Source organism: Polaribacter sp. SA4-12 (genome assembly GCF_002163675.1).
GTDB lineage: Bacteria > Bacteroidota > Bacteroidia > Flavobacteriales > Flavobacteriaceae > Polaribacter.
In genome coordinates this window covers 1,767,553-1,793,586 of sequence record NZ_CP019334.1, presented here as the reverse complement: position 1 = coordinate 1,793,586, position 26,034 = coordinate 1,767,553, and the positions used below count along the sequence as shown (strand labels likewise).

Genomic DNA, 26,034 nt, shown 5'->3' with positions numbered 1-26,034 from the left:
GTGTAACGTTTTTACAAGTTTAGATACTAATACATAGAAAATATGTAGTTTTGTAAGCAATGCTATTTGAAAAAAATTAACTTTTATCAATGAAAAATTTACTAGAAATAAACAATATTGTAAAGAATTACGGCAATTTTACTGCTTTAAATGACGTATCCATTCATATTCCTAAAGGTTGTGTTTATGGTTTGTTAGGTCCAAATGGAGCTGGAAAAACATCTTTAATTAGAATAATCAATCAAATTACAATGCCAGATAGTGGTTCTATCATTTTAGATGGAGAACCTTTGTCTCCACATCATACAGCACAAATTGGATATTTACCAGAAGAACGTGGTTTGTATAAATCGATGAAAGTTGGTGAACAGGCTTTGTATTTGGCACAATTAAAAGGTTTGAGTAAAGCTGAAGCTAAAAAACGTTTAAAATATTGGTTCGAAAAATTTGATATTTCTGCTTGGTGGAATAAGAAGATTGAAGAACTTTCTAAAGGAATGGCGCAAAAAGTACAATTTATTGTTACTGTAATGCATAATCCTAAATTATTAATTTTTGATGAACCTTTTTCTGGGTTTGATCCAATTAATGCACAATTAATTGCAAAAGAAATTTTACAACTTAGAGACGAAGGAGCAACCATTATTTTCTCTACACATAGAATGGAATCTGTAGAAGAAATGTGTGATGAAATTGCTTTGATTGATAAATCTAACAAAATTTTAGACGGAAAGTTAGCTGATATTAAACGTGAGTTTAGAACACATACTTTTCAAGTAGGGTTAAATACTGATAATCCTAAAGAAGTAGAAAAGACATTAAAAGAAAGTTTTGAGGTTTTTCCATCGAACTTTAAATTACTGAATGATAGTTTAACATTAAATGTGAAATTAACAGAAGGAAATTCTTCAAATGATTTGTTATCTTTTTTAACAAGTAGGGGAGAAGTGCAACATTTTGTTGAATTAATACCAAGTGCAAACGATATCTTTATTCAGGCAGTAAATAAAAACAGTTAAGAAAATGAGCAAGTTAAAACTAATTATACAGAGAGAGTTTATTGCGAAGGTTCGTAATAAATCATTTATAATGATGACTTTTTTAAGTCCGTTATTAATGGTAGGAATGGGAGCTTTGGTTTATTTTCTGATGCAAAAAAATGACGAAAAAGTTAAAAAAATCGTTTATGTAGATAATTCAGGAATGTTTTCTAAAGAAGATTTTAAAGATTCTAAAACGATTCATTATACAGATTACACAGCTTTAGGAACAGAAGAAACAAAGAAAAAAGTTGAAGAAGGAAATTACTATGGAGCGTTAATTATACCTAAACAAGATAGTTTAGAGTTGTTAGCAAAATCAATAGAGTTTTATTCTAAAGATTCTCCAGGAATGTCTGTAATGAATTCTATGGAAAACAAAATAGAATCAAAAATTAGAAATCAAAAATTAAATAATTTTGGTATTGATTTAGAAAAAATTAAAGCTTCTAAAATTAATACAGACATTAAAATGTTTAACTTTTCTGGCGAAGAATCATCTAAATTAATAAATGGATTAAAAATTGGTATTGGTGCTTTTGCAGGTTATATGTTAATGATGTTTGTTATGATTTATGGAACTTCTGTAATGAGAAGTGTTATCGAAGAAAAAACAAGTAGAATTATAGAAATCATTGTTTCCTCTGTAAAACCTTTCCAACTAATGTTGGGTAAAATTTTAGGAAATGCATCTGCAGGTTTATTACAATTCTTTATTTGGGGAATTATACTTTTTATTATTTCGATAGTAGCTTCCTCTGTTTTTGGAGTAGATGTGGTAGAAATGCAAACGGCTAGAGTTCCTGCAGAACAAATGGAGGCTGTAAAAGCTGCCGCAGGAGGAGATAAAATGCAATTAGTTATTCAAGAAATTTTAAAATTACCTTTACTAAAAATGTTCGTTTTATTCATTTTTTACTTCTTAGGAGGCTTTATGTTATATAGTTCTTTATTTGCAGCAGTTGGTGCGGCAGTAGATAACGAAACAGACACACAACAATTTATGATGCCAATAATGTTACCTTTAATTTTAGGGGTTTATGTTGGTTTTGCAACGGTTATTAATGATCCTCATGGATCAATTGCTGTGCTATTTTCACACATTCCATTTACATCTCCAATTGTGATGTTGATGAGAGTTCCATTTGGTGTTTCTTGGTATGAATTAGCAATTTCTATAGCGTTATTATTGGTTACATTTGTATTTATGGTTTGGTTAGCAGCTAAAATTTACAGAGTAGGAATTTTAATGTATGGTAAAAAACCAACTTATAAAGATTTATATAAATGGTTAAAATATAAAGGATAAATGCAAGGCAAATTAGAGCAAGTTACAGACACTATTGTAGAGGAAGCTAATTCAATTTTAGATTATACATTTACATTTAGTAAAGAAATAAGTATTTCCCTTAAAGGGTTATTATTTGTTGCCGTTGCTCTAGTTGTTACAGCCTTTGTTTTAAAACTGTTAAGAAGGTTTATCACCAGAAAAATGCCGGAAAATGATAAAGTTAAATTCATAAGTGTTTTTAGCTACATAAGATGGGTGGTTTTTTTAGTGATATTTTTAATTGCTATGGATGCTTCTGGTGTAAACGTAACAGCAGTGTTTGCTGCATCTGCAGTACTTTTAATTGGTGTTGGTTTAGCTTTGCAAACTTTATTTCAAGATATTATATCTGGTATTTTTATTCTAGTAGATCAATCTGTTCATGTTGGTGATATTATTGAATTAGAAGGAAAAGTTGGCAGGGTTTTAGATATAAGACTAAGAACAACAAGAGCTGTAACTATAGATAATAAAGTTTTAGTAATACCTAATCATTTATATTTAACCAATATTTTATTTAACTGGACAGAAAATGGAACAGAAACAAGAGAGTCTGTAACTGTGGGTGTCGCTTATGGAAGTGATGTAGAGTTGGTAAAACAAGTTTTACTTGCTGCTACAAAAAAGAATGATAAAATTTTAAAAATTCCAGAACCAAAAGTATTATTTACAGATTTTGCAGATAGTTCATTAAACTTTAAACTTGTTTTTTCTTTAAATGATAGTTTTGAAACAAGGTTTGTACAAAGTGATTTACGATTTGAAATTGATAAAAAATTTAAAGAAAATAATATTACAATTCCATTTCCACAGAGAGATGTACACCTTATAAAATAAAAAAAAATATGCCAAAGATTTTAATAATAGAAGATGAAGCTGCCATTAGAAGGGTATTAACAAAAATCATTTCAGAAGAAAATGAATCTTATAATGTAGAAGAAGCAGAAGATGGTTTATTAGGAATCGAAATGATTAAGAATAATGATTACGATTTAGTTTTATGTGATATTAAAATGCCAAAAATGGATGGTGTTGAGGTATTAGAAAAAGCGAAGAAAATAAAACCAGAAATACCAATTGTAATGATTTCTGGTCATGGAGATTTAGATACAGCTGTTAATACAATGCGTTTAGGAGCTTTCGATTATATTTCTAAGCCACCAGATTTAAACAGACTTTTAAATACGGTAAGAAATGCTTTAGATACCAAAACCTTAATTGTAGAAAATAAAAGGTTAAAGAAAAAGGTAAGTAAAAGTTACCAAATGATAGGTGAAAGTGATGCTATTTCTCAAATAAAAGATATGATTGAGAAAGTAGCAGCAACAGATGCAAGAGTTTTAATTACTGGACCAAATGGAACAGGAAAAGAATTAGTTGCTCATTGGTTACACGAAAAATCAGACAGAGTTAAAGCCCCAATGATTGAGGTAAATTGTGCTGCAATTCCATCAGAATTAATAGAAAGCGAATTATTTGGACATGTAAAAGGTTCTTTTACAGGAGCAAATAAAGACAGAGCAGGTAAGTTTGAGGCTGCAAATGGAGGAACTATTTTCTTAGATGAAATTGGTGACATGAGTTTGTCTGCACAAGCTAAGGTGTTACGTGCTTTACAAGAAAATAAAATTCAAAGAGTAGGTTCTGATAGAGATATTAAAGTAGATGTTAGAATTGTCGCAGCAACTAACAAGGATTTAAAAAAAGAAATTGCTGAAGGTAGATTTAGAGAAGATCTGTATCATAGATTAGCAGTTATTTTAATTAACGTTCCTTCTTTAAATGATAGAAGAGATGATATTCCTTTATTAGTCGATTTTTTCACTGCAAAAATTTCAGAAGAACAAGGAACTCCTAAAAAAGGATTTTCTTCATCAGCAATTAAACTTTTACAAGAGTATGATTGGACAGGTAACATTCGTGAATTGCGTAATGTTGTAGAGCGTTTAATTATTCTTGGCGAAAAAGAAGTGTCTGCAAATGACATTAAGTTATTCGCAACGAAATAGGCTTAAGCTATTTAAAGACAAATTAACTATAAATAAAGTTGATGGAAATATAAAAAGTTCCCATCAACTTTTTTCATTTTAGGTTTGTTGTATTGCTATCTTTGTCCAAGAAATAAGAATAGAATATTAATTATATATAAAATTTAAAAAATATGGCAACAGCAGTTGGAAAAAAATTCCCAGATTTAAATGTAGACGCAATGAATGAAATGGGCGATACATTTAAAATAAATGTATTAGAAGAAGCAGTTAATAATAAAAAGAAAGTTTTATTATTCTGGTATCCAAAAGATTTTACATTTGTTTGTCCTACGGAATTACATGCTTTTCAAGCAGCTTTAGGTGAATTTGAAAAAAGAAATACAATTGTAATTGGTGCATCTTGTGATACTCCAGAGGTTCATTTTGCATGGTTAAGTCAAGCTAAAGATAATGGTGGAATTGAAGGTGTTACTTATCCAATTTTAGCTGACAGTAATAGAAACTTATCATCAATCTTAGGGATTTTAGATATCACTAATGAAACTTTTGATGAAGCTTCTCAAACAATTCAAGTTGAAGGAGATAATGTAACTTATAGAGCAACTTATATTATTGATGAAGATGGTGTTGTACAACACGAAAGTATCAATAACATGCCTTTAGGAAGAAATGTTGGTGAATATTTACGTTTGGTTGATGCTTTAACGCACGTACAAGAAAAAGGTGAAGTTTGTCCAGCAAACTGGGAAGAAGGTAAAGATGCAATGTCTCCTGATGCAAAAGGAACAGCTGCTTATTTAGCTTCTCACTAATTAAAAAATTAAAAAGGAAAAAGTTCGTGCAATATAATTGGGGGATTTGAGCACAAACTCCTTTTTTAAAATAATAAAATTATGGTACAAGAATTAAGTCAAGATAATTTAGCAGAAATAGTTTCTGATAACAAAACAGTCGTTGTACAATTTTCAGCAGGTTGGTGTGGAAACTGTAGAATTATGAAACCAAAATTCAAGAAACTTTCTACAGAAAAGGAAGAGATGGTTTTTGTAATTGTAGATTCAGAAAAATTTCCTGAAAGCAGAAAATTAGCAGATGTTAGTAATTTACCAACATTCGCAACTTTTGTAGATGGTAAATTTGTAAATCAAACGCAAACAAACAAGTTTGATGTATTGAAGGACTTGGTAAACGAAGTTATTTAATTATGAAACTACCTGTAATAAAACACTTAACTAATTTTATCGAAGAAAACGATCAAGATTACGTTTTAGAAACAATTGAAACATTAGAAGCTTTAACAGAAGTTCCATCTTTAAAAGATGAAGAATTAGATGTTATTGGCGAGTTGATATCCAACTTATATGGAGCGGTTGAAGTAGATAAAATGATTAAGGAAGGAACACCTAAAAAAGAAGCTTTAAACAGTTTTATGAAACGTGTTTTAGGCTCTATAGATAAATAGTTTTTATCTTAAAAAGTATATTTAAATCTCAAGTGAAAACTTGAGATTTTTTATTTACTGGAAATATTTTTTAATTGTTCTACAATTTGATTTCCTCTATATATAGCACCTTCCATATAACCACCATAGCTTGGTGAAGTTTCAGAACCTGCAATTATTAATTTACCATTTAAATATTTTTGTTGATAAATTTCATGTCCGTTATTAAAATGCGGACTTATAAAATGATCATTTTTAAAATTAACGAATTCATCTTCACTCCATACTTTTTCTTGATAAGAAAGATAGTTTTTACCATCTTCTCCGAAAAATTTATTGAGTTGTTCTTTGATCTTTTCTTCTCTAAATTCTTTAGTTTCATTAACTAAATGGCCATTTAAAAATCCCATTAAAGCAAAATGATTGTTTTCAAAGTCTGAATGATCGTAAATCTCTGTAAACGGACCAATATTACTAAAGCCAACTCCCGATAAACCATTTTCTTTCCAGAAAGGAGCTTTGTAAACGAGTGCAAATTTTATGGAATCTTTCATCCAAGTATGTGTGTTATTTGCAACTTGAATAAACTTTGAATCTAATTCTGAAGAAAATTCAACAGAGTTTACCAATAACTGAGGCGGAATTGTAGAAATAACAACATCAGCAATAAATTCTGAATCTTTAGTAATTACTTTTGTTGATGTGTTATCATCCTCAATTTTAATAACTTTTTGATTAAGTTGTAACTCATCATCAGAAAAATCTTGAGCTAATTTTTCTAAAATAGTTGCAGTTCCACCAACAATTCTATAACTAATCTCTTGATTTTTAGGAATGCTAAATCGTTGAGGTAAATTATCGTTTGTTGCTTCAAATAAAGCGTCACCATTCATGTTTTGTTCAAACAAAGAGATGTTTAGTTCTCTGCAAACATTTAATAATTCTTCATTATATCTCCAAAGCCAAGTTGCTCCTAATTCAATTTTTGTTTCACCAATTTTTTTAGTGAAGATTCTTCCTCCGATTATATTATTGGCTTCAAGTATTTTTATTGAAAAACCTGCGTTTTTCAATTTATAACCTAAATAGATTCCTGAAATTCCTCCTCCAAGAATGAGCATCTTCTTTTTCATTTAAAAGTATGAATTTTGTTATTTGATTCTCGTCTTAATAAAACCAGCCATTTCTTCTCCCCAAACGTGGTAGGTTAATTTAGAAGGATGAACACCATCGCTAAAATATATTTTAGAATTATTAGAAGGTAGAGAATGTCTTTTACTCCAATTCTTTAAAGTGATTATCTCATTATTATAATAAACATTTTCTTTGTTTATTATAGCATTGTTTAATTCTTGACCTAAGATTTCAACCAAATTACCAATTACAAATTTTATACTTTTTGTAAATGCCGGAAACTCTTTTATAGGAGGCATATTAGTGAAAAATATAGGTGTATTTGGATATTTATTTTGAAGTAAATCTATGAGATTGTAAATGTCAGAAGCCCATTTTTTTGGAGAATTTAATGTGAAAGCATCATTTCCACCCATTCCAACAACAATAATGTCTGTAGTGTTTTCTTCTATTTCAGGGATAATTTTTTTGTAAACCTGTTTTACAGTATATCCACTTTTAGCATAGACTCTCCAGTTTATATTGCTTTCTAATTCTTTTGAAAGTGTGTTTGCTAAAGCGCCTGTAAACCCATTTTTATGATAATCTACACCAACACCAGCAATTGTACTTTCTCCAATAGATAATATATTTAGAGTTTTATTAAAATTACCCGTTACAATACCTTTTGGTTCTTGTGCTTCAGGAAGTTTAGGTACTTTTTTTCTAATATTTTTTCCTTGAAAATATAATAAAGGTAAAAGAGGTAACGAAACAATACTGCCTAAAACATATCTTAAATTCATTGTTTTTCTTCAGATTTAGATTCGTTTACTTTCTTTATAAGAGCCTTTAAACGTTCTTTATTTAGTTGTTTTTCTAACTTTACTTTATTGATTTTTCGATTCATCAATTTAGTATGTTTAGCTTTATTAACGGTATTTTTTGCTTTTCCTTTTTTTGGCATTTTAATAAAAGTATTAAATAATTATTTTCTGCGGAATAACCACCAATTCATATCTCTAGTTAACCTGTATCCTAGTTTCTCATAAAGAGGAATTGCCGAATTACCTTTGTTTGTATGTAAAATGGGGAATTTATTTTCTTTGATGATTTCATTTGTTGTGTGGGCAACCAATTGTTTTGCAAAGCCTCTTCTTGTATACTTAGGATGAGTAACAACACCACTTACTTCAATAAAATCATTAGTTTGCATTCTTTGACCAGTTATAGCAACTAACTTATCATCTTTAAAGATTCCATAGTATTTACCCATGTTAAAACCTCCCTTTTGATAAAACCCAGGCATTACTAACCAAATTAAATCGTAAACTTCATCGATATGCTCTTCAGTTAATAAAACAATTTCTTCAGTTATTTCGGTGTCTATTTGTTTATCCAATATTAATTGGCAACCGTTAATTTTTTTTTCTAAAACAACATTGTTGTCATCAGTAATTGGTATTCCACCTTCTGATACTAAAAAGAATCTCTCAGCTATTTTAGAGTATTCATTTAAAGCTTTTGTTGTTTTTGTAGCATCATAAAAAGCCCCAAAAATGCAAATGTCTGGTTTGTAAAATTGAACTCCATCATATTCTATTAGAAACTTATTATGCGTTTCATTTAATGAATGCCAAACAGGATTTTTTAATTTTTCTTCTAAATCTTTCATCAAAAATAAATATATAAAAAAAGCTCGCAAATTTGCGAGCTTTTTTATGAAATATAGTTTTAAAAAACCTAAGCTAACATTGTAACAGGGTTTTCAATAAACGTTTTTAATGTTTGTAAGAATTGAGCACCAACAGCACCATCTACAGTTCTGTGATCGCAAGTTAATGTCAATTGCATCGTATTACCAACAACTATTTGTCCGTCTTTTACAACCGGTTTTTCTACAATTGCACCAACAGATAAAATTGCTGAGTTAGGTTGATTGATAATAGAGTTAAAGTTCTCGATACCAAACATACCTAAGTTAGAAACAGTAAAAGTACTTCCTTGCATATCTGTAGGAGCTATTTTCTTGTTTCTTGCTTTACCGGCTAAATCTCTAACACCTGCACCAATTTGAGTTAAACTTAATTGGTCTGTGTGCTTAATTACTGGTACTAATAAACCATCATCTACAGCAACAGCAACACCTACGTGAATATGGCTGTGATAAATAGTGTTTGCATCTGTCCAAGATGTGTTAACTTGAGGATGTTTTTTCAATGCCATTGCACATGCTTTAACAACCATATCATTAAATGATACTTTAACATCAGGAATTGCATTTATGGTTTTTCTAGAAGCCATTGCATTGTCCATGTTAACTTCAATATTTAAACTGAAATCTGGAGCAGAGAATTTAGAATTACCTAAAGACTTCGCAATTGCTTTACGCATTTGAGAGTTTTTAACTTCTTCTGAGTTTTCTACGCCAGCAGCTGGAGTAGAAGTAGCAACTTCAACTATTTGTAAAGCAGGAGTATAGTTCTCAACATCTTTTTTAATGATTCTTCCGTTTTCACCAGAACCTTTTACGTCTGCTAAATTAATTCCTTTATCAGAAGCAATTTTCTTTGCTAATGGAGAAACAAAAATACGTCCGTTAGATGTGTTATTTGTTGTTGCAACAGGTTTTGCTTCTTCAGTTTTTGCTGCAGGTTTCGTTGTTGTCTTTTCAGCAGTGGCAGCAGGCTCTTCTGTTGTAGTAACAGCACCACCATTAGCAACCAAAGCAGAAACATCTGTTCCAGCAGGGCCAATAATAGTTAACAAACTGTCTACAGGAGCAGTTTCTCCTTCTTGTACACCAATGTATAAAATTGTTCCTTCATAGAAACATTCAAACTCCATTGTTGCTTTATCTGTTTCAATTTCAGCAAGTATATCACCTTCAGAAACAACGTCTCCAACTTTCTTTAACCATGTTGCCACAGTTCCATCAGTCATCGTGTCACTTAAACGAGGCATTGCTATTATTTCAACTCCTTCAGGAATAGTAATAGTAGTACTTGCAGCAGGAGCTTCTTCCTTAACTTCTTCTGTAACTTCAACCTTTGCAGGTTCTGAACTTCCGTTTATAATTGCAGAAATATCTTCACCTTCTTCACCAATTACGGCTAATAAAACATCAACAGGAGAAGTTTCACCTTCTTTAAGACCAACATATAATAGAGTTCCTTCATAGAAAGACTCAAATTCCATAGTTGCTTTGTCTGTTTCAATTTCAGCTAAAATATCACCTTCTTCAATTTTATCTCCAACTTTCTTTAACCATTTTGCCACAACACCTTCTTCCATGGTGTCACTTAATCGGGGCATATTTATTATTGTAGCCATATCTTAACTTATAAAAGGATAATCTTTTTGTTCATAAACCATATCATACATTTGTTCAGGTTCTGGGTATGGAGAATCTTCTGCAAATTTCTCACATTCTTTTACTCTAGCCTTCACATCTTTATCTATAGCAGCTATTTCGTCTGCAGTAGCATATTCTTTTTCCTTAATTACATCTAAAATTTGTGTAATAGGGTCAACTTTCTTGTAATCTTCTACTTCGTCTTTTGTTCTGTAGTGTTGTGCATCAGACATTGAGTGACCTCTATATCTATATGTTTTCATTTCTAAGAAAGTTGGTCCATCACCACGTCTAGCTCTTTCTAGAGCTTCATCTACAGCTTCAGCAACCTTAATAGGGTTCATGGCATCTACAGGTCCACAAGGCATTTCGTAACCTAAACCAAGTTTCCAAATATCTGTGTGGTTTGCTGTTCTTTCTACAGAAGTACCCATTGCATAACCATTATTTTCACAAATAAAAATTACAGGTAGTTTCCATAACATAGCTAAATTAAAAGCTTCGTGTAAAGAACCTTGTCTTGCAGCACCATCTCCAAAACATGTTAATGTAACACCGCCAGTATTATTATATTTATCACCAAAAGCAAGACCAGCTCCTAAAGGGATCTGTCCACCAACAATACCGTGACCACCATAAAAACGGAATTCTTTAGAGAAAATATGCATAGAACCACCCATTCCTTTAGATGTTCCAGTAACTTTTCCATATAATTCAGCCATAACACGTTTAGGATCTTCTCCCATACCAATTGGTTGTACGTGATTTCTATAAGCAGTAATCATTTTGTCTTTAGTTAAGTCCATTGCATGCAATGCACCAGCTAAAATTGCTTCTTGTCCATTATATAAATGTAAGAAACCTCTAACTTTTTGTTGGATGTAAACAGAAGCTAACTTGTCTTCGAATTTACGCCAGAAAAGCATGTTTTTGTACCAGTCTAAATAGGTTTGTTTGGTGATTTTTTTCATTTTAGTGATATTGTTTGTTTAATCGTTTAAGCAGTTGTTATATTACATAATACGAACTGCAAAAATAACTGTTTTTGATAGAATAAAAAAACAAGATTAGTTTAAATTAAAAGAAAATTTTATGATGTAATTATTTGTCCTTTGCTATAACTATCGTGGCTTTAGCTCCAGTTGCTAAATTCCATTCATTTGAAGAAAGTAACATTCCTGCATCATTATACACTTTAAAAGCAGCAGTATTAGGTCCAGATGAACCTTGATTTAGAGCTTTAAAAGCAATTTTATTTATGCCTATTTCTAAAGGAATATTAAATTTTTGATAACTCTGTCTTAAAGTTATGTTCAAAATAACAGGTATATCGTTTATTAGAATTGTAACTCTATCTCCATCTGGATATTGGAAATCTCTACATATTATGTTTACACTTTTTGAGCTTGTTCTAAAGCTTCCTAAATCCTGATCAATTTTTGGGTAAACATATCGTCCGCTTATTTTTTTGAATGCTTTTAAAAATCGTTCTTCACTTAACTTGGCTTTTGTTAAGATGCCTTTGTTATTAATTTCGTTATCAGTTTGTTGCTTCTTTAATTTTTCATTCTCTTTCTTATAAGCATTTTTAAAACCATTATTATCTTTTAACTCTAAAGAACTTGGTTTTTCTACTTCCCTAGAACTGTTTAAAATGATTGCTTTAGTTTTTCCTTTTTCTTTTGTTCCAGAATTATTATCTAGTTGTGCACATAATTGATTAACTGATAAAAGAGAGATGGATAAGAAAAGAAGTTTAATTTTTGATTTCATATTGTATAATACTTTCGAGCAATAAGGATACAAATATAATGCCGATTTTTAATGAAATTGTTTCTATTATGTTAAAAACGCACTTATTCTATTGGAAAATTAAAGTAAGTAGTTGGAAAAGGTTCGTTTCTAAGTGTAAAATGCCACCATTCATTTTTATAAGGTCTAAAATTATTTTCTATCATAACTTTCCTTAAAAGGAATCTATTCTTTTTCTGTTCTATTCCTATTTTTTTAGAAAGAGGATGAGATTCTTTTCCGAAAAAATCAAAAGGACTTCCCATGTCCAATTCTTTACCTGTTTTTATATGTACGATTGTTAAATCGACTGTGCTACCTCTAGAATGCCCAGATTTTGAAGCAATATATCCTCGTTTAAATAATTCAGATTTTGGTACATCAGGATAGTATTCCTTTTTCATTAATGTATCATCCAAAACTTTTGCCCAACGTACAAAATGGTCAACAGATTGTTGAGGTCTGTAGGCGTCAAATATTTTTAGACTTAATCCTTTTTTTATCAGAATTTGTTGCACATTATGTAAAGCTTCAGCCGTTTTTTTAGATACAATAACACAGTTGTCATTATAACCTTCAATTTTTTTACCTATAAAATTATTGCCACTAAAATAACGTAGTTCAGATTGTATCGTTTTATCAATATCAGATAAATAAACAAATCCTTTAGGAAGATTTTGCCCAAAGGAGACTATAGAAATAACGAATGTGAAAAATAAAATAGTTTTTTTCATATAGTAAAAATAAGCAAAAGATAATAGGTGATTTTTATGAATGATTTATTAATAGAAAAATAAAGTTATAGAATTTCATGCTATTTAAAAAAAAGTCTAATTTTGCCACAAATAATGAACTAAATGAATCAAACTACAAATACAATTTTAATGATTCGTCCAATCAATTTTAGGATGAATGAACAAACTGCTATTAACAATTATTATCAACACGAAATTGATAATTTGCTTCCTTCAATAATTAATGCAAAAGCTCAGAATGAGTTTGATGTTTTTGTTGATAAATTACGTAGTTCTGGTATAAATGTAATTGTCGTTTCTGATTCTGATAAATTTGATACACCAGATTCTATTTTTCCTAATAATTGGATTTCTTTTCATAAAGATGGTACTGTTGCATTGTACCCAATGTTTGCTGAAAACAGACGTTTAGAAAGACGTGAAGACGTTTTAGAGCAGTTAGAAAAAGAAGGTTTTTTAATAGAAAATATTGTTGACTATACGTCTGCAGAATTTGATGATGTTTTTTTAGAAGGAACAGGAAGTATGATTTTAGATAGAGAGAACAATAAAGCATATTGTGCGCTTTCTCCTAGAGCAGATGAAGAATTGTTTATAGAATTTTGTGAAGATTTTGAATATACACCAATTGTTTTTACAGCGAATCAAACAGTAGGTGGTGAAAGAGAAGCTATTTATCATACCAATGTTATGATGTGTGTTGCAGAAACTTTTGCTATTGTTTGTTTGTCTTCTATTGATGATAAAAAGGAACGTAAAAATGTTTTAAAACATTTAAAAGAAGATGGAAAAAAGGTAATAGATATTACAGAAGAACAAGCATCTAACTTTGCAGGAAATATGTTGCAAGTTCATGGTAAAGATAATGAGCGTTTTTTAATAATGAGTCAAGCTGCTTTTGATAGTTTAACACATTCTCAAAAGGCACAAATAAATAATCATTGTAAAATTATTTCTAGTTCTTTAGAAACTATTGAAGCTTGTGGAGGTGGAAGCGCACGTTGTATGATGGCTGAAGTTTTCTTGCCGAAAAAATAGAAGAATGGATTTACTTCTTCTAGCAATAGCACCTGCAATTATTGTTATACTTTACATCTATTTTAAAGATAAGTTCGAAAAAGAACCAATACCTTTTCTGTTTAAAAATGTTCTTTTAGGTGCAACAGTAAGTATTCTAATAACTGTATTTCTTGGTGGGCTTGTTAGTATATTAATACCATTAATTGGTGGTACAAATGTTTTTCAACAGTTTTTAAATGCATTTTTAGCTGTTGCTCTTGTTGAAGAATTTTCTAAATATGTAATTGTAAGATATTATTCTCAAAGAAGTAATGAATATAATGAGCCTTTTGATGGAATCGTTTATGCTGTTATGGTGTCTATGGGTTTTGCTGCTTTAGAAAACGTTTTGTATGTTTTTCAACACGGAGTTTCAACGGGAGTTATAAGAGCTTTTACAGCAGTACCTGCTCATGCAACTTTTGCAATATTAATGGGCTATTTTATGGGAAAAGCAAAGTTTTCTAAAAATAGAATTGTTTTAAATTTAATGGGATTATTTTTTGCAACACTTTTTCATGGAGCTTATGACTTTTTTTTATTCATAAATTTTATTCCAGGAATGTGGGTTGGAGCAATTGTCTCTTTAATTATCGGGATTTTTCTTTCTAGAAAAGCGATAAATAAACATCAAAATAATTCTAATTTTAAAGTATAATTACTTTTTTAAAACTTCATAAATAACAACTCCATTTGTTCCGTTTGGCGCTTCAATATTTAAAAAGTTAGCAATTGTTGGCGCAATATCTGTAATGTTATATCTTTTTGAAGTTGAGCCTTGGTTTATTCCATTTCCATAGAAAATAACAGGTACATGTGTGTCATAAGAATAGCCAGAACCATGACTTGTTCCTGTTCTTCCTCTTATTAAAGTTGCAGGATTAGGAATCATTAAAACATCTCCAGATAATTTTTGATTGTATCCATTTTGAAGTGAATTTAAAATTCCTGTTGTAAAATGTGTAGTTTGTAATGTTCTTGCTGTAACTGCTTTGTAAATTTCATGATAATTAACAACTTCATCCGCCAATTTTTGAGCGACTGTATTTACATCTAAACCTAAAGACTCTACTTTTTCTTTATTTAAAAATATTTGATAATTAGAAACATTTTCAATCAAATCAACAGAGTTAAAATATTTTTTAGTTGTTTTTAAAACAAATTTACTGAACTCTTTAATATCTAAATAATGAGCAGGAATTTTTAAAGATTGTAAATAAGAAGGAGCGTGAACTGCTGCATGATCTGCAGTTAAAAACAAAGTGTAGTTACCTTTACCAACTTGTTTGTCTAAAAATTGAAAGAAATCTGCTAAGTCTTTATCTAAACGTAGATATGTATCTTCTGTTTCAATAGCAGAAACTCCATATTTATGGCCAATATAATCTGTTGAAGAAAAACTTAATGTTAAAAAATCTGTGTATTCACTTTTACCTAAGTTTTCACCTATAATTGCTGCTTTAGCAAAATCGGCAGTAAATGTATTACCCGCAGGAACCGTTTTTATTAAGTTATAATTTCCATTTTTTGATCGTAAAACTTTTAAGTTTTTTGGAAAAGTTGGCGCTTTTTGTCCTACTAATTTTCCTTCAAAAGCATTATTGTCATTTCTACTATTGGTATAGCTTTTAATATCATAAAGTGTTTCCCAAGGTTTATTTAGATATTCATCAGCTTTATTATCAGCATTAAAATCTTTTACCCATTTTGGTAATTCATTCATGTAATAAGTACTTGTAACCCATGTGTTATAATTATCACCATCATACCAATACGCTGCATTTGCAGTATGACCTGCAGGTAGAATTGCTGAACGATCTTTTATAGAAACCCCAATTGTTTTTCCACGCATATTTTGCGCTAAATGTAATTGATCTGTTATTGTTGATGTAAAAAGTCTTTTTGGAGATTTCTGACCATAAGTTCCATTGTTTCCTACAGTTTTATAAGTATCGTCATCAACACAATAAATAGATTTCTTTAAAAATTTATCATACCAATTATTAGAAATAATTCCATGTTCACTTGGTGTTGTTCCTGTAAAAATTGATGTATGCCCAACAGCTGTGTAAGTTGGTATATAGTTATAATGAGCATTTTCTAAAGAAAATCCATTCTTTAATATCCTATTAAATCCATCTTTTCCATATCTATCAGCATATCTTGTTAGATAATCATATCTCATTTGGTCAATAACAATACCGATAACTAATTTTGATTTTTTTGGTTGTTGCGCTGCTTGTTTAGAGCTTCCTAAAAATATAAATAAGCATACAAAACTGAAAAGAAATTTGAATTTCATGAATAGATAATTAAATTATGAATCAAAAGTAATTATTTTTTATTTTGATATGGTGAATTTAACTTTCTATTAATGATATTTTAATACTTTAGCATAAATTTTAAATGAATGAATTACCTAGAACATACTGGTAAATATTTTATGATGTTAGGGCGTGTTTTTAAAAAACCACAACGTACAAAGGTTTTTTATGAAGCTTTACTTAAAGAAATTGAAGATTTAGGCTTAAAATCTTTAGGGATTATTATGTTTATTTCTTTCTTTATAGGAGGCGTAATAGCACTACAAACAGCATTAAACTTAAATAATCCTTTTATACCGAAATCATTAATTGGTTTTGCAGCAAAGCGTTCTATAATTTTAGAGTTTGCGCCCACTTTTTGTTCAATTATTTTAGCAGGTAAAGTTGGATCTTATATAGCGTCTAGTATAGGTACAATGCGTGTTACAGAACAGATTGATGCTTTAGAAGTAATGGGTATAAATGCGCTAAATCATTTGGTGTTACCAAAAGTGTTAGCAACGGTTTTCTTTTATCCTTTTTTAATATCATTAGGTATGTTTTTGGGGATTTTAGGAGGATGGGTTACTGGAGTGTTATCCGGTCTTTTTTCTGGTACAGATTATATAGAAGGAATTCAGACAGATTTTGACCCGTTTTTGCTTTCTTATGCAATTATTAAAACTTTAATTTTTGCGTTTTTAATAGCTACTGTACCTTCTTATCATGGTTATTATGTCAAAGGAGGGTCAATTGCAGTTGGTAAAGCAAGTACACAAGCAGTTGTTTGGACTACGATTTTAATTGTAATTGCAAATTATTTTTTAACTCAAATGCTTTTAACCTAACAAATGATAGAAGTAAATAATTTACATAAAGGATTTGGAGAAGTAAAAGTGTTAAAAGGCATTTCAGCTACTTTTCTTGCAGGAGAAACAAGTTTAATAATTGGTGAAAGTGGTTCTGGTAAAACAGTGTTTTTAAAATCATTAATTGGTTTACATACTCCAGAAGAGGGAACCGTTTCTTTTGATGGAAGAATTAATACAAAATTTACCGAAAACGAAAAGCAACAATGGAGGCAAGAAATCGGAATGGTTTTTCAAGGAAGTGCATTATTTGATTCTCAAACAGTAGAAGATAATGTAATGTTTCCTTTAAAGATGTTTACAAAACAAACGCATGAAGAAATGTTAGCCCGTGTAAATGTTGTCTTAAAGAGAGTCAATCTTGAAAATTCAAATAAAAAACTACCAGCAGAATTATCTGGAGGAATGCAAAAAAGGGTTGCAATTGCAAGAGCAATTGTTATGAATCCTAAATACTTGTTTTGTGATGAACCTAATTCTGGTTTAGATCCTCGAACAGCTATTGTAATAGATAAACTAATTCAAGAAATTACAGAAGAATATAAGATTACAACCGTAATTAATACCCATGACATGAATTCTGTAATGGAAATTGGAGAAAAAATAGTTTTTTTAAGAGATGGTAGAAAAGCATGGGAAGGTAGTAGTGAAGATATATTTAAAACTGATAATGAGGCTGTTGTAGATTTTGTGTATTCTTCTAATTTATTTAAGAAAGTTAGAGAGGCATATTTAAATGAAAAAAAATAAAAATATTTTTTTTGTTCTGAAATAAAGTATATATTTGCAGCCGCTTAAAAGCAAATAATGACCTGGTAGCTCAGTTGGTAGAGCATCTCCCTTTTAAGGAGAGGGTCCTGGGTTCGAGCCCCAGCCCGGTCACTTAAAAAGCTTCACAATTTTGTGAAGCTTTTTTTATTCAAAAAAAATGAACGCTGTTTTAATGTCATTTTTAATTTTTTGTACCTTTTGTCTGATTATTTAAAAGGACTAAAATAATGTTATTTAAGGTTTTGTAAATAATTTTAAAGAAGAAGTGAAGTAAATTTGTTTGTTCTAAAATAAAGTATATATTTGCAGCCGCTTAAAAGCAAATAATGACCTGGTAGCTCAGTTGGTAGAGCATCTCCCTTTTAAGGAGAGGGTCCTGGGTTCGAGCCCCAGCCCGGTCACTTAAAAAGCTTCACAATTTTGTGAAGCTTTTTTTATTCAAAAAAATGAACGCTGTTTTACGGTCGTTTTTAATTTTTTGTATCTTTCCCCTGATTATTTTAAATTTTATACTTTGATGGAAGAAAATAATGTAAATGATGATTCTGTAAAACAATCTAAGCAAGAATTAAAAAACGATGCCAAAGGTTTGTTTACAAGTGTCAAAAAATATTTAAAAGAACTTTTAGATTTTAGAGATGATACAGATCATGAGGCTACAATAGAAGCTATTAAAGCAGATATTCCTTTTAAAGGAGCTACAGCATGGATTCTTATTTTTGCAGTCTTTGTGGCTTCTATAGGTTTAAATGCAAATTCAACAGCTGTTGTTATTGGTGCCATGTTAATTTCGCCTTTAATGGGGCCGATTTTAGGTATTGGAAGTGCTTTTGCAATTAATGATATTGAGGTTTTCAAAAAGTCTGCAATAAACCTTGCTACAATGATTGTTTTAAGTCTGTTAGCATCATTTGTGTTTTTCTATTTTTTTCCATTAAGTGAGGATACTTCAGAGCTATTAGGTAGAACGAAACCAGATATTAGAGATGTGTTAATTGCTTTTTTTGGTGGTTTAGCGTTAATGGTTGCCAGAACAAAAAAAGGAACAGTTGCGTCTGTGATTTTTGGAGTTGCAATTGCTACAGCTTTAATGCCTCCTTTATGTACTGCTGGTTATGGATTAGCAAAAGGTTTTTCTGGTGATTCCATTGGTTTTACATATGCACTAGGTGCGATGTATTTGTTTACTATTAATACCATATTTATTGCCTTAGCAACATTTTTAGTATTAAAACTGTTAAGTTTTCCAATGCATAAATACGCTAATGCTGCTAAGAGAAAACGATATGCTACAATAGCTACAGTAGTAGGTATTGCTGTGATGATTCCTGCTTTTTATACATTTATTACTGCTTTAGATGAAAGTAGAATGACTTCAGAATTAAAGAAGTTTGTAAATACAGAAATTAAAACAATTACACAGTTACAATTAATAGAACACGAACCTTCAATTTCGGATAAAACTCTTAAGCTTAACTTTTTTAATGAAGTTCCAGAAAGTACAGTGAATGCTTTGTATAATCAACTGAGAAATAATGATCAATATAAAAATATAAAGGATTTTAAATTAGATATAAAAGGAAGTGATACAAAGAGTTTCGATTTAATTACGACAGCGTATAACGAAAAAAGGCAAGAATTAACTGAGAGTAAGAATATTATTGCTGGTTTGCAAAAGCAAATCGAAGATTTACAAGGAACCATTTCTGAATTAAATACAAGAATTGAACAAGATGCAAATAATAGCAATCAAAAAGTAATTGCTTTTAGTAGAATTTCTAAGGATGCTAAAATTAGATATAATGAAATTGAAGAAATCGGATTTGCGAATGTATTATCTTCTAAAGATTTTATCAAAATAGATACAATTCCTCAAGTAATTATTAAATGGAACATTAGTTTACCAGATAGTATTATCAGCCCGAAAGAAAGAGAGTTACGAACTTGGCTTCAAACTGAAATGAATTTAGATACGCTTTTTATAAAGAGAAATAAATAATAAAAAAAGCATCCATTTGGATGCTTTTTTTATTTTAAATAATTATGATTTGTATTCTTTAATTTCTACATTTTGATTGAATAAATATACTTTATTATTATTCATATTTAAACATTCAAATCTTGTTCTTCTTTTATTTCCTCTTTTATAGATAGTGCTTTTAAATTCGAAAAAACCACCAAAAGGAATATCAAAAATAAAGCTTTTTCCTTCTTCGGCTACATTTCCTCTTAAAACTAAAGATAAATTAACATCAGCATCTGTACTTGCTTTTGGGTTCTTAAAATAATTTGCTAAATGAGGAAGCATTTCCATTGGATAAATTTCAGGACGTAAAAAAGGCAGCATTAAATGTTGAAAAACTGTTTTCCATTCTTTTCCGTGTGGTTGTACTCTTCCAAATTTTTGATGCGTAACATGATGTGCAATTTCATGTACTAATGTCAATAAAAATTGATATTGGTTAAGGTTATTATTTACCGTAATTTGAAATCGCCCATTTGGTAAACTTCTAAAATCGCCATGTTTTGTTTGTCTTTGGTTTACAATTTTTAAATCAAACGAATGTTTGTCAATTAAAAATTGAACAAAAGGAATTGCTTTTGGTGGAATGAAGTTTTGGTAATCTGAATTCAATTTCTAGTTTTTTACGGAGTTGTAGAAGAAACTTGTAATACTTTTCCGTTATAAAATTTATTTCCTGTTAAAGAAAAATCAAAGATATAATTAGCCATTTCTGACGCAGAAAGTGGTGCTTTGTAATCAGGGAAAGCTTCTGCTAACATTTCTGTTTGTACAGCACCTAAAGCTAAAACATTAAAAGCAATTTGTTGCTCTTTGTATTCTTCTGCTAATAATTCTGATAATGTAATTACTGCTCCTTTTGCAGATGAATAAGCTGCTAAACCAGGAAATTTCATACTTCCTTGAATTCCTCCCATAGAACTTACGGTAACAACATGACTTCCTTTTTTCATAAACGGAATCATTAATTTAGTCAATTCTGCAACTGCAAAAACATTTACTTTGTAGACTTCTAAAAAATCATCCGAAGATAAATCTGTAAAAGGCTTGTTGATTAATTTCCCCGCATTATTGATTAAAATATCAACGTGTTTCCAGTCGTTTTTAATGAAGTCTGTTACTTTCTGTAAATCAGAATTAACAGATAAATCAACAGAAATTACAGTAATGTTTTTATGATTAAAGTCTTGTAAAGGTTTTGTGTTTCTAGACAAAGCTAAAACCTGATGTCCTTTTTCTGCAAACTGTTTAGCAAGTTCAAAACCAATTCCTCTGCTAGTTCCTGTTATAACTACGTTTTTCATTCCTAAAATTTTAAAGAAGCAATCTACTCAATTTTTCATACATTTAAAGACTAAATTTTATCAAATGAAAAAATCATTACTTCTTTTATTAGTCATTCTTTTCGCGCAAAGTTCAATTGCTCAATCATCGTATATTTTATGTGGAAAATTAATTGATACCAAATCAGGAAAAATTCATTCTAAAAAAACAATTTTGGTTCAAGGAGATAAAATTGTTGAGGTTTTTGACGGATATATTATGCCAAAAAGCAGAACCGCAAAAACGATTGATTTAAAAGACAAGGTTGTAATGCCTGGTTTAATTGATTTCCATGTGCATATTGAGAAAGAGTTTGGTAAAAACACCAGATTAAATAATTATATTTTAAATGAATCTGATGTTGCTTTTAATTCGGTAGGTTTTGCAAAATCTACTTTATTAAATGGTTTTACAACCGTTAGAGATTTAGGTGGAACGGGAGTAAATATTTCAATTAGGAATGCAATTAATGCAGGTAAAATTCCTGGTCCAAGAGTTTTTACTGCGGGTAAATCTTTGGCAACAACTGGTGGTCATGCAGATCCTACAAATGGTAGTAGTAGAAAGTTAATTGGGAATCCTGGTCCAAAAGAAGGTATTGTAAATTCTGTTGAAGATGCAAAGAAAGCAGTTCGTCAGCGTTATAAAAACGGAGCAGATTGTATTAAAATAACAGCAACAGGTGGAGTTTTAAGTGTTGCGAAATCTGGAGATAATCCACAATTTACAATTGAAGAAATAAAAGCAATTTGCGATACTGCAAAAGATTACGGAATGCATGTTGCTGCACATGCTCATGGAGATGAAGGAATGCGAAGAGCAATTGTTGGTGGAGTAAAAACAATTGAACACGGAACATATATGAGTGATAAAACTATGGAACTCATGAAAAAGCACAATGCTTATTTAGTGCCAACAATTACAGCAGGAAAAGAAGTGGAGGAGAAAGCGAAAATTAAAGGTTTTTACCCAGATATTGTAGTTCCTAAAGCGTTGGCAGTTGGTCCACAAATACAAGGGACTTTTGCAAGAGCGTATAAAAAAGGAGTTGGAATTGCTTTTGGAACGGATGCAGGCGTTTTTAAACACGGAAATAATGGTAAAGAGTTTGGTTTTATGGTAGAAGCTGGAATGCCTGCAATGGAAACCATTCAATCTGCTACTATTACAAATGCGATGTTGCTAAAAATGGAGACCGAAATCGGACAAATACAAAAAGGTTTTTTTGCAGATATTATTGCAGTAGATGATGACCCGACAAAAAATATTTCTACAATGGAAAACGTTGTTTTTGTAATGAAAAACGGAGTTGTTTATAAAAAGTAATTATTGCTGATTTTTGCAATTTTGATATTCCTGTGAAAAACAGGAATCTATATTTTAAGAACAGAAGTTTATTACTTTTCTACTTCAAAAGTAATATGTTGATACGCTCCAATATCAGGAGTTGCACTTCTATCAACTTCTAAAATATCTGTAGAAAATATCGTTGCTTTTGCTTTGTTTATCGCGTCAGATTCTTCGCCAATAATAAAATCATTCATTTGAGTATCTCTAAAATGAGATTTACCGTTTAAAATGACATTCTGATAAAAAGAAGAAGTGAAATCCATCTCAGTATTATCTTTATAAGAATCATTTGTGTCAGTAAATTGAATCATCGAATTACTAACGTTGTAGTTAAAAAGTCCACCGGCATCAACTTTATCCAACACAAATTCGATATTGTTGTTTCCATCAAAAATACAATTGGTAAAGTTTGCTGCTTGTAAATTTCTAGTTTCAATAATTTCTTGTCCTGTATCATCTGTATAAGAGAAAAAGTTATTGACTAAAACCGCAGGTAATTGGCGTAAACTACTATTCCAAAAGTTTGCAAAAGTACTATGCGTAAAGTTGTAAGTTCCTCCAATGGTTGCTGCTAAAGAAGCCTGACCAGCATTACCAATAACTACATTATGAGCTTCAATATTTGTTTCTCTACCTAAAATACCATAACTAGAGTGATTGTAAATCTCAGTATTTTTAAGTTTTAAAGTTGGAGTAGAAGGGGTTCCAATACTATCAACTAAAACTCCAATTATTCCATTTTTAATAATGGTATGATTCATTTCGTTGTCTAAACTTCCAGCACGCATCCAAATAGTTCCCCATTGTCCGGCAGTTTCACTAAAAGAATGTTCTAAACGATCTCCTTCAAAAATCACTTTTTCAGTTAAGGTTCCGTTTACTTTTAAAGAAGCTTTATTGTCTACAATTAAACCAGAATTATTATGAAAATGAACTCTAGATCCAGCTTCAATTGTTAGTGTTTTATTTGCAGGTACAGCAGCAAAACCATAAATAACTGTTGGCTTCGCGTTAGTAAAAGTTAATTCGGTATCCGTTAAAAAACGACCTTTTAAAGTTGTTGGTTGTCCATCTAAAGTAAGACTATCAACTTTCATTGTAATAGCATTTTTACCAGGAAAAATAAAATTAGCATCTTGTACTAGAGTTACTAAATCTACATTTTGTTGAGTATCTCCAGTATCAAATAAAATTTTGTCTGTATATAAAGGATCTATAATGTTACCTGCGTTAATGGTTGTTTCAATAAAAATAAAAATACTGTCTTTCTCTAAAATATCAATATTTGTAAATTCTTTACCAGGAATTCCATCAACATTTAATCTGTAGTTAGAATTCGTTCCGTTTTCTAATTTAATATTAGGAATTGTAATAGCATTACTTCCACGGTTATACACTTTTAAATTATAAGTTGCAGAACCAATATTTGTGAACACAGTATCTAAATAAACGGTGTCTTTAGAAAACTGTAATTTTCCAGAACTAAGTACCGTATTAAAGTCTTTTCTATTACAAGAACTTATAGAAATAAAGGCAATACAAATGATGAATGAAATAAAGTAACGCATAGTTTTAATTTCTGTCTCCTCGAGCGCAGTCGAGAGGTTGTATTTAGGTCTCGACTGCGCTCGACCTGACATTTTTATTTAATGATATAAAAATAGAACTTTTTATTAAGTCAATTATTGTTTTTTAACCAATTCAATTTCAAATAATTTACCCCAATGTTTTCCTGTAACAAACAATCTGTTGTTTTCAGCATCAAAAGCAATTCCATTTAAAACTTCATCTTGAGGAACTAACTTTTGTGTTTTTTCCATTTCTTTTTTCAAAGATTTTAAATTAGCAATTCCTTCAACAATTCCAGTTGCAGGATCTATAATAACAATAGCATTTTGCTGATATTTATTGGCATAGATTTTTCCATTAATCAATTCTAACTCATTTAAATCTTTAACAGCATATTTGTTAGTATACACTTGTATCGATTTTTTTTCCTTTTGAGTTTCTGCATCTAAAAACCAAATTTTATGAGTACCATCAGATTTAATTAAGTCTGTATCGTTATGCGTAAAACCCCAACCTTCTACACTCTTATTGTAAGCAAATTCTTTTTCTTGTTTAAAAGTATCTAGATTATAGACAAAACCCTTTTTACCTTGCCATGTTAACCAATAAATTTTATTGTTAAAAATGGTCATTCCTTCACCAAAATACTTTTTGTCTAACGAAACTTGTTGTAAAACTTTACCTGTTTTAATTTCAACCTTTCTAAGTGTAGATTGTCCATGACGACCTGTAGTTTCATATAAAAAACCATTGTAGTATTCTAAACCCTGTGTGTAAGCTTTTGTGTCATGAGGATATTCATTAATAATATTGTAGCCATAAACAACAGGTGCTTTGTTTGCTAAAACTTCAAAAAAGCTATTTTCTTTTTTCGTCTTTTCAGGATAAAAAACCAATGCAGAAATTTGATGTTTTCCAACACCATAATCAGACGTTTTTAAATCAACAGAAACTCCTTCAGAAGAAATTTCTTTTCCGTTTACAAAAAACTGGACGCTATTTATAGCTTTATCTTTCTTCTCTTTTAAAGTAACATTAATTGTTGAGTTTAAAGTAGTTTGTTTTTTATGTTCTAAGCTAAATTTATAGACATCAGAACAAGAAGTAATTAGCATAAAACACGCTAAAAGAGAAACAAGTACAGCACTATTTTTCATTTTTCAATTTTTTATATTTATTTTCTGTCTTTTTTTTTATTCAAAAAAGCAGTTAAAAACCACTATTCATCAACAAAAGCAGGTGTAAAAGTAACTAATGTATTTATTAGGTCAAATAAAAGTCAAATAATTATTTGTTAATTAAAAAATATAGTTAAATTTGCATCCTCAAAATAGTAAATAACAACTATTTAGAGAACAGAGTAAGCTTTACCAACTTTACTCATGCAAACATAACATTAAAGTATTAAAATATAATAAAATGAGAAAAGGAATTCATCCAGAGAATTACAGAATGGTAGCGTTTAAAGACATGTCTAACGAAGATGTATTTTTAACACGTTCTACAGTAGACACTAAAGAAACATTAGAAGTTGATGGTGTTGAGTATCCTTTAGTAAAATTAGAGATTTCTAGAACTTCTCACCCATTTTACACAGGTAAATCTAAACTTATTGATGCTGCAGGACGTATCGATAAATTTAAAACGAAATACGCAAAATTCAAAAAAGAGTAACTCTTTTAGAATTTTCAACATATTTAAAACTCCAACATTTATTTGTTGGAGTTTTTTTTTATGCTGAACTTGTTTCAGTATCTCTCAATTTAGATCTTCATTACAAATTCCCAATTCATAGAAACATAGCTCTATGTAATCTATGTTTCTATGTGGTTTTATAAATAAGTATTTGGGCGTTCCCTTTCAGGTCGGGCTTTCCACTATATCTTTTTGCAGAAAAAGCAAAAAGGATGCCGTTTCAATCCCTAACGCAAACTATTTGTAAGGGCTATTG

The 26,034-nt window shown here is 30.1% G+C and carries 27 protein-coding genes and 2 tRNA genes; 16 read left to right on the top strand and 13 right to left on the bottom strand.

Features of this window, described 5'->3' with window-relative positions; all coding sequences use genetic code 11:
• Positions 1 to 89: 89 nt before the first annotated feature.
• From BTO07_RS07740 to BTO07_RS07710, 7 genes are all read left to right on the top strand, one after another.
• Positions 90 to 1,019, top strand: a complete 930-nt coding sequence (locus tag BTO07_RS07740; RefSeq protein WP_087520689.1) for an ABC transporter ATP-binding protein — start codon at positions 90 to 92, stop codon at positions 1,017 to 1,019.
• A 4-nt stretch (positions 1,020 to 1,023) separates the two neighbouring features.
• Positions 1,024 to 2,349, top strand: coding sequence for an ABC transporter permease (locus BTO07_RS07735; RefSeq protein ID WP_087520688.1), 1,326 nt, complete (start codon positions 1,024 to 1,026; stop codon positions 2,347 to 2,349).
• Positions 2,350 to 3,207: a mechanosensitive ion channel family protein gene (locus BTO07_RS07730; protein WP_087520687.1), complete on the top strand. Its 858-nt coding sequence runs from the start codon at positions 2,350 to 2,352 to the stop codon at positions 3,205 to 3,207.
• Between the two features lie 8 nt (positions 3,208 to 3,215).
• Positions 3,216 to 4,379: a sigma-54-dependent transcriptional regulator gene (locus BTO07_RS07725; protein ID WP_087520686.1), complete on the top strand. Its 1,164-nt coding sequence runs from the start codon at positions 3,216 to 3,218 to the stop codon at positions 4,377 to 4,379.
• Between the two features lie 152 nt (positions 4,380 to 4,531).
• Positions 4,532 to 5,173, top strand: coding sequence for a peroxiredoxin (locus tag BTO07_RS07720; protein WP_087520685.1), 642 nt, complete (start codon positions 4,532 to 4,534; stop codon positions 5,171 to 5,173).
• Between the two features lie 81 nt (positions 5,174 to 5,254).
• Positions 5,255 to 5,563, top strand: a complete 309-nt coding sequence (locus BTO07_RS07715) for a thioredoxin family protein (RefSeq protein ID WP_087520684.1) — start codon at positions 5,255 to 5,257, stop codon at positions 5,561 to 5,563.
• A gap of 2 nt (positions 5,564 to 5,565) precedes the next feature.
• A complete protein-coding gene (locus tag BTO07_RS07710) occupies positions 5,566 to 5,823 on the top strand; it encodes a DUF6952 family protein (RefSeq protein ID WP_087520683.1) in 258 nt (85 codons plus the stop codon).
• Between the two features lie 50 nt (positions 5,824 to 5,873).
• On the opposite strand, the gene BTO07_RS07705 is transcribed toward BTO07_RS07710, so the two are convergent.
• The 8 genes from BTO07_RS07705 to BTO07_RS07675 form a co-directional block, all read right to left on the bottom strand.
• Entirely contained in the window at positions 5,874 to 6,935 is a 1,062-nt protein-coding gene (locus BTO07_RS07705) for a flavin monoamine oxidase family protein (protein WP_087520682.1), read from the bottom strand.
• A gap of 18 nt (positions 6,936 to 6,953) precedes the next feature.
• Entirely contained in the window at positions 6,954 to 7,721 is a 768-nt protein-coding gene (locus BTO07_RS07700) for an SGNH/GDSL hydrolase family protein (RefSeq protein WP_087520681.1), read from the bottom strand.
• The gene (locus BTO07_RS17420; protein WP_198342524.1) at positions 7,718 to 7,882 is read right to left on the bottom strand and encodes a hypothetical protein; all 165 of its coding nucleotides are present in this window, start codon (positions 7,880 to 7,882) and stop codon (positions 7,718 to 7,720) included. The genes BTO07_RS07700 and BTO07_RS17420 overlap by 4 nt, the downstream gene beginning before the upstream one ends.
• A 21-nt stretch (positions 7,883 to 7,903) precedes the next feature.
• Positions 7,904 to 8,590, bottom strand: coding sequence for a GNAT family N-acetyltransferase (locus BTO07_RS07695; protein WP_087520680.1), 687 nt, complete (start codon positions 8,588 to 8,590; stop codon positions 7,904 to 7,906).
• 68 nt (positions 8,591 to 8,658) lie between these two features.
• Positions 8,659 to 10,248, bottom strand: a complete 1,590-nt coding sequence (locus tag BTO07_RS07690) for a pyruvate dehydrogenase complex dihydrolipoamide acetyltransferase (protein WP_087520679.1) — start codon at positions 10,246 to 10,248, stop codon at positions 8,659 to 8,661.
• Positions 10,249 to 10,251: 3 nt separating this feature from the next.
• Positions 10,252 to 11,241: a pyruvate dehydrogenase (acetyl-transferring) E1 component subunit alpha gene (pdhA, locus tag BTO07_RS07685; protein WP_087520678.1), complete on the bottom strand. Its 990-nt coding sequence runs from the start codon at positions 11,239 to 11,241 to the stop codon at positions 10,252 to 10,254.
• A gap of 130 nt (positions 11,242 to 11,371) precedes the next feature.
• Positions 11,372 to 12,043: a hypothetical protein gene (locus BTO07_RS07680; protein WP_157663308.1), complete on the bottom strand. Its 672-nt coding sequence runs from the start codon at positions 12,041 to 12,043 to the stop codon at positions 11,372 to 11,374.
• 83 nt (positions 12,044 to 12,126) lie between these two features.
• Entirely contained in the window at positions 12,127 to 12,795 is a 669-nt protein-coding gene (locus BTO07_RS07675; protein ID WP_087520677.1) for a M15 family metallopeptidase, read from the bottom strand.
• Between the two features lie 123 nt (positions 12,796 to 12,918).
• Here BTO07_RS07675 and ctlX point away from each other — a divergent pair, with 123 nt between their 5' ends.
• Positions 12,919 to 13,854: a citrulline utilization hydrolase CtlX gene (gene ctlX / locus BTO07_RS07670; protein ID WP_087520676.1), complete on the top strand. Its 936-nt coding sequence runs from the start codon at positions 12,919 to 12,921 to the stop codon at positions 13,852 to 13,854.
• Between the two features lie 4 nt (positions 13,855 to 13,858).
• Complete coding sequence (locus tag BTO07_RS07665; RefSeq protein ID WP_087520675.1) at positions 13,859 to 14,533, top strand: PrsW family intramembrane metalloprotease; 675 nt, start codon at positions 13,859 to 13,861, stop codon at positions 14,531 to 14,533.
• Here BTO07_RS07665 and pafA read toward each other — a convergent pair whose 3' ends face one another.
• Positions 14,534 to 16,177: an alkaline phosphatase PafA gene (gene pafA / locus BTO07_RS07660; protein ID WP_087520674.1), complete on the bottom strand. Its 1,644-nt coding sequence runs from the start codon at positions 16,175 to 16,177 to the stop codon at positions 14,534 to 14,536. It abuts the gene before it with no gap.
• Between the two features lie 108 nt (positions 16,178 to 16,285).
• Between pafA and BTO07_RS07655 the strand changes: the two genes are divergently transcribed.
• From BTO07_RS07655 to BTO07_RS07635, 5 genes are all read left to right on the top strand, one after another.
• Positions 16,286 to 17,026 carry an MlaE family ABC transporter permease gene (locus BTO07_RS07655; protein ID WP_087520673.1) on the top strand — a complete coding sequence of 247 codons (741 nt, stop codon included), beginning with the start codon at positions 16,286 to 16,288 and terminating at the stop codon, positions 17,024 to 17,026.
• Between the two features lie 3 nt (positions 17,027 to 17,029).
• Positions 17,030 to 17,797: an ABC transporter ATP-binding protein gene (locus BTO07_RS07650; protein ID WP_087520672.1), complete on the top strand. Its 768-nt coding sequence runs from the start codon at positions 17,030 to 17,032 to the stop codon at positions 17,795 to 17,797.
• A 59-nt stretch (positions 17,798 to 17,856) separates the two neighbouring features.
• Positions 17,857 to 17,929, top strand: a tRNA-Lys gene (locus BTO07_RS07645).
• A gap of 217 nt (positions 17,930 to 18,146) precedes the next feature.
• Positions 18,147 to 18,219 (top strand) — tRNA-Lys (locus BTO07_RS07640).
• Positions 18,220 to 18,335: 116 nt separating this feature from the next.
• Entirely contained in the window at positions 18,336 to 19,817 is a 1,482-nt protein-coding gene (locus BTO07_RS07635) for a DUF389 domain-containing protein (RefSeq protein ID WP_087520671.1), read from the top strand.
• Between the two features lie 42 nt (positions 19,818 to 19,859).
• On the opposite strand, the gene BTO07_RS07630 is transcribed toward BTO07_RS07635, so the two are convergent.
• Together BTO07_RS07630 and BTO07_RS07625 are read right to left on the bottom strand one after the other, a co-directional pair.
• Positions 19,860 to 20,453 carry a SprT-like domain-containing protein gene (locus BTO07_RS07630; RefSeq protein ID WP_087520670.1) on the bottom strand — a complete coding sequence of 198 codons (594 nt, stop codon included), beginning with the start codon at positions 20,451 to 20,453 and terminating at the stop codon, positions 19,860 to 19,862.
• Between the two features lie 11 nt (positions 20,454 to 20,464).
• Positions 20,465 to 21,145 carry an SDR family NAD(P)-dependent oxidoreductase gene (locus BTO07_RS07625; RefSeq protein WP_087520669.1) on the bottom strand — a complete coding sequence of 227 codons (681 nt, stop codon included), beginning with the start codon at positions 21,143 to 21,145 and terminating at the stop codon, positions 20,465 to 20,467.
• A 64-nt stretch (positions 21,146 to 21,209) separates the two neighbouring features.
• Here BTO07_RS07625 and BTO07_RS07620 point away from each other — a divergent pair, with 64 nt between their 5' ends.
• A complete protein-coding gene (locus BTO07_RS07620) occupies positions 21,210 to 22,490 on the top strand; it encodes a metal-dependent hydrolase family protein (RefSeq protein ID WP_087520668.1) in 1,281 nt (426 codons plus the stop codon).
• Positions 22,491 to 22,561: 71 nt separating this feature from the next.
• Here the strand turns inward: BTO07_RS07620 and BTO07_RS07615 are convergent, their stop codons facing one another.
• A complete protein-coding gene (locus BTO07_RS07615) occupies positions 22,562 to 24,082 on the bottom strand; it encodes a hypothetical protein (protein ID WP_087520667.1) in 1,521 nt (506 codons plus the stop codon).
• A 114-nt stretch (positions 24,083 to 24,196) separates the two neighbouring features.
• Positions 24,197 to 25,240 (bottom strand): glutaminyl-peptide cyclotransferase, encoded by a 1,044-nt coding sequence (locus BTO07_RS07610; protein WP_087520666.1) that lies wholly within the window; start codon positions 25,238 to 25,240, stop codon positions 24,197 to 24,199.
• 262 nt (positions 25,241 to 25,502) lie between these two features.
• Between BTO07_RS07610 and BTO07_RS07605 the strand changes: the two genes are divergently transcribed.
• A complete protein-coding gene (locus tag BTO07_RS07605) occupies positions 25,503 to 25,757 on the top strand; it encodes a type B 50S ribosomal protein L31 (RefSeq protein ID WP_087520665.1) in 255 nt (84 codons plus the stop codon).
• The last annotated feature ends 277 nt before the right edge of the window (positions 25,758 to 26,034 follow it).

Coding starts and splice junctions, on each gene's coding strand:
- BTO07_RS07740 (WP_087520689.1), top strand. CDS start 90: ATGAAAAATTTACTAGAAATAAACAATATTGTAAAGAATTACGGCAAT.
- BTO07_RS07735 (WP_087520688.1), top strand. CDS start 1,024: ATGAGCAAGTTAAAACTAATTATACAGAGAGAGTTTATTGCGAAGGTT.
- BTO07_RS07730 (WP_087520687.1), top strand. CDS start 2,350: ATGCAAGGCAAATTAGAGCAAGTTACAGACACTATTGTAGAGGAAGCT.
- BTO07_RS07725 (WP_087520686.1), top strand. CDS start 3,216: ATGCCAAAGATTTTAATAATAGAAGATGAAGCTGCCATTAGAAGGGTA.
- BTO07_RS07720 (WP_087520685.1), top strand. CDS start 4,532: ATGGCAACAGCAGTTGGAAAAAAATTCCCAGATTTAAATGTAGACGCA.
- BTO07_RS07715 (WP_087520684.1), top strand. CDS start 5,255: ATGGTACAAGAATTAAGTCAAGATAATTTAGCAGAAATAGTTTCTGAT.
- BTO07_RS07710 (WP_087520683.1), top strand. CDS start 5,566: ATGAAACTACCTGTAATAAAACACTTAACTAATTTTATCGAAGAAAAC.
- BTO07_RS07705 (WP_087520682.1), bottom strand. CDS start 6,935: ATGAAAAAGAAGATGCTCATTCTTGGAGGAGGAATTTCAGGAATCTAT.
- BTO07_RS07700 (WP_087520681.1), bottom strand. CDS start 7,721: ATGAATTTAAGATATGTTTTAGGCAGTATTGTTTCGTTACCTCTTTTA.
- BTO07_RS17420 (WP_198342524.1), bottom strand. CDS start 7,882: ATGCCAAAAAAAGGAAAAGCAAAAAATACCGTTAATAAAGCTAAACAT.
- BTO07_RS07695 (WP_087520680.1), bottom strand. CDS start 8,590: ATGAAAGATTTAGAAGAAAAATTAAAAAATCCTGTTTGGCATTCATTA.
- BTO07_RS07690 (WP_087520679.1), bottom strand. CDS start 10,248: ATGGCTACAATAATAAATATGCCCCGATTAAGTGACACCATGGAAGAA.
- pdhA (WP_087520678.1), bottom strand. CDS start 11,241: ATGAAAAAAATCACCAAACAAACCTATTTAGACTGGTACAAAAACATG.
- BTO07_RS07680 (WP_157663308.1), bottom strand. CDS start 12,043: ATGAAATCAAAAATTAAACTTCTTTTCTTATCCATCTCTCTTTTATCA.
- BTO07_RS07675 (WP_087520677.1), bottom strand. CDS start 12,795: ATGAAAAAAACTATTTTATTTTTCACATTCGTTATTTCTATAGTCTCC.
- ctlX (WP_087520676.1), top strand. CDS start 12,919: ATGAATCAAACTACAAATACAATTTTAATGATTCGTCCAATCAATTTT.
- BTO07_RS07665 (WP_087520675.1), top strand. CDS start 13,859: ATGGATTTACTTCTTCTAGCAATAGCACCTGCAATTATTGTTATACTT.
- pafA (WP_087520674.1), bottom strand. CDS start 16,177: ATGAAATTCAAATTTCTTTTCAGTTTTGTATGCTTATTTATATTTTTA.
- BTO07_RS07655 (WP_087520673.1), top strand. CDS start 16,286: ATGAATTACCTAGAACATACTGGTAAATATTTTATGATGTTAGGGCGT.
- BTO07_RS07650 (WP_087520672.1), top strand. CDS start 17,030: ATGATAGAAGTAAATAATTTACATAAAGGATTTGGAGAAGTAAAAGTG.
- BTO07_RS07635 (WP_087520671.1), top strand. CDS start 18,336: ATGGAAGAAAATAATGTAAATGATGATTCTGTAAAACAATCTAAGCAA.
- BTO07_RS07625 (WP_087520669.1), bottom strand. CDS start 21,145: ATGAAAAACGTAGTTATAACAGGAACTAGCAGAGGAATTGGTTTTGAA.
- BTO07_RS07620 (WP_087520668.1), top strand. CDS start 21,210: ATGAAAAAATCATTACTTCTTTTATTAGTCATTCTTTTCGCGCAAAGT.
- BTO07_RS07615 (WP_087520667.1), bottom strand. CDS start 24,082: ATGCGTTACTTTATTTCATTCATCATTTGTATTGCCTTTATTTCTATA.
- BTO07_RS07610 (WP_087520666.1), bottom strand. CDS start 25,240: ATGAAAAATAGTGCTGTACTTGTTTCTCTTTTAGCGTGTTTTATGCTA.
- BTO07_RS07605 (WP_087520665.1), top strand. CDS start 25,503: ATGAGAAAAGGAATTCATCCAGAGAATTACAGAATGGTAGCGTTTAAA.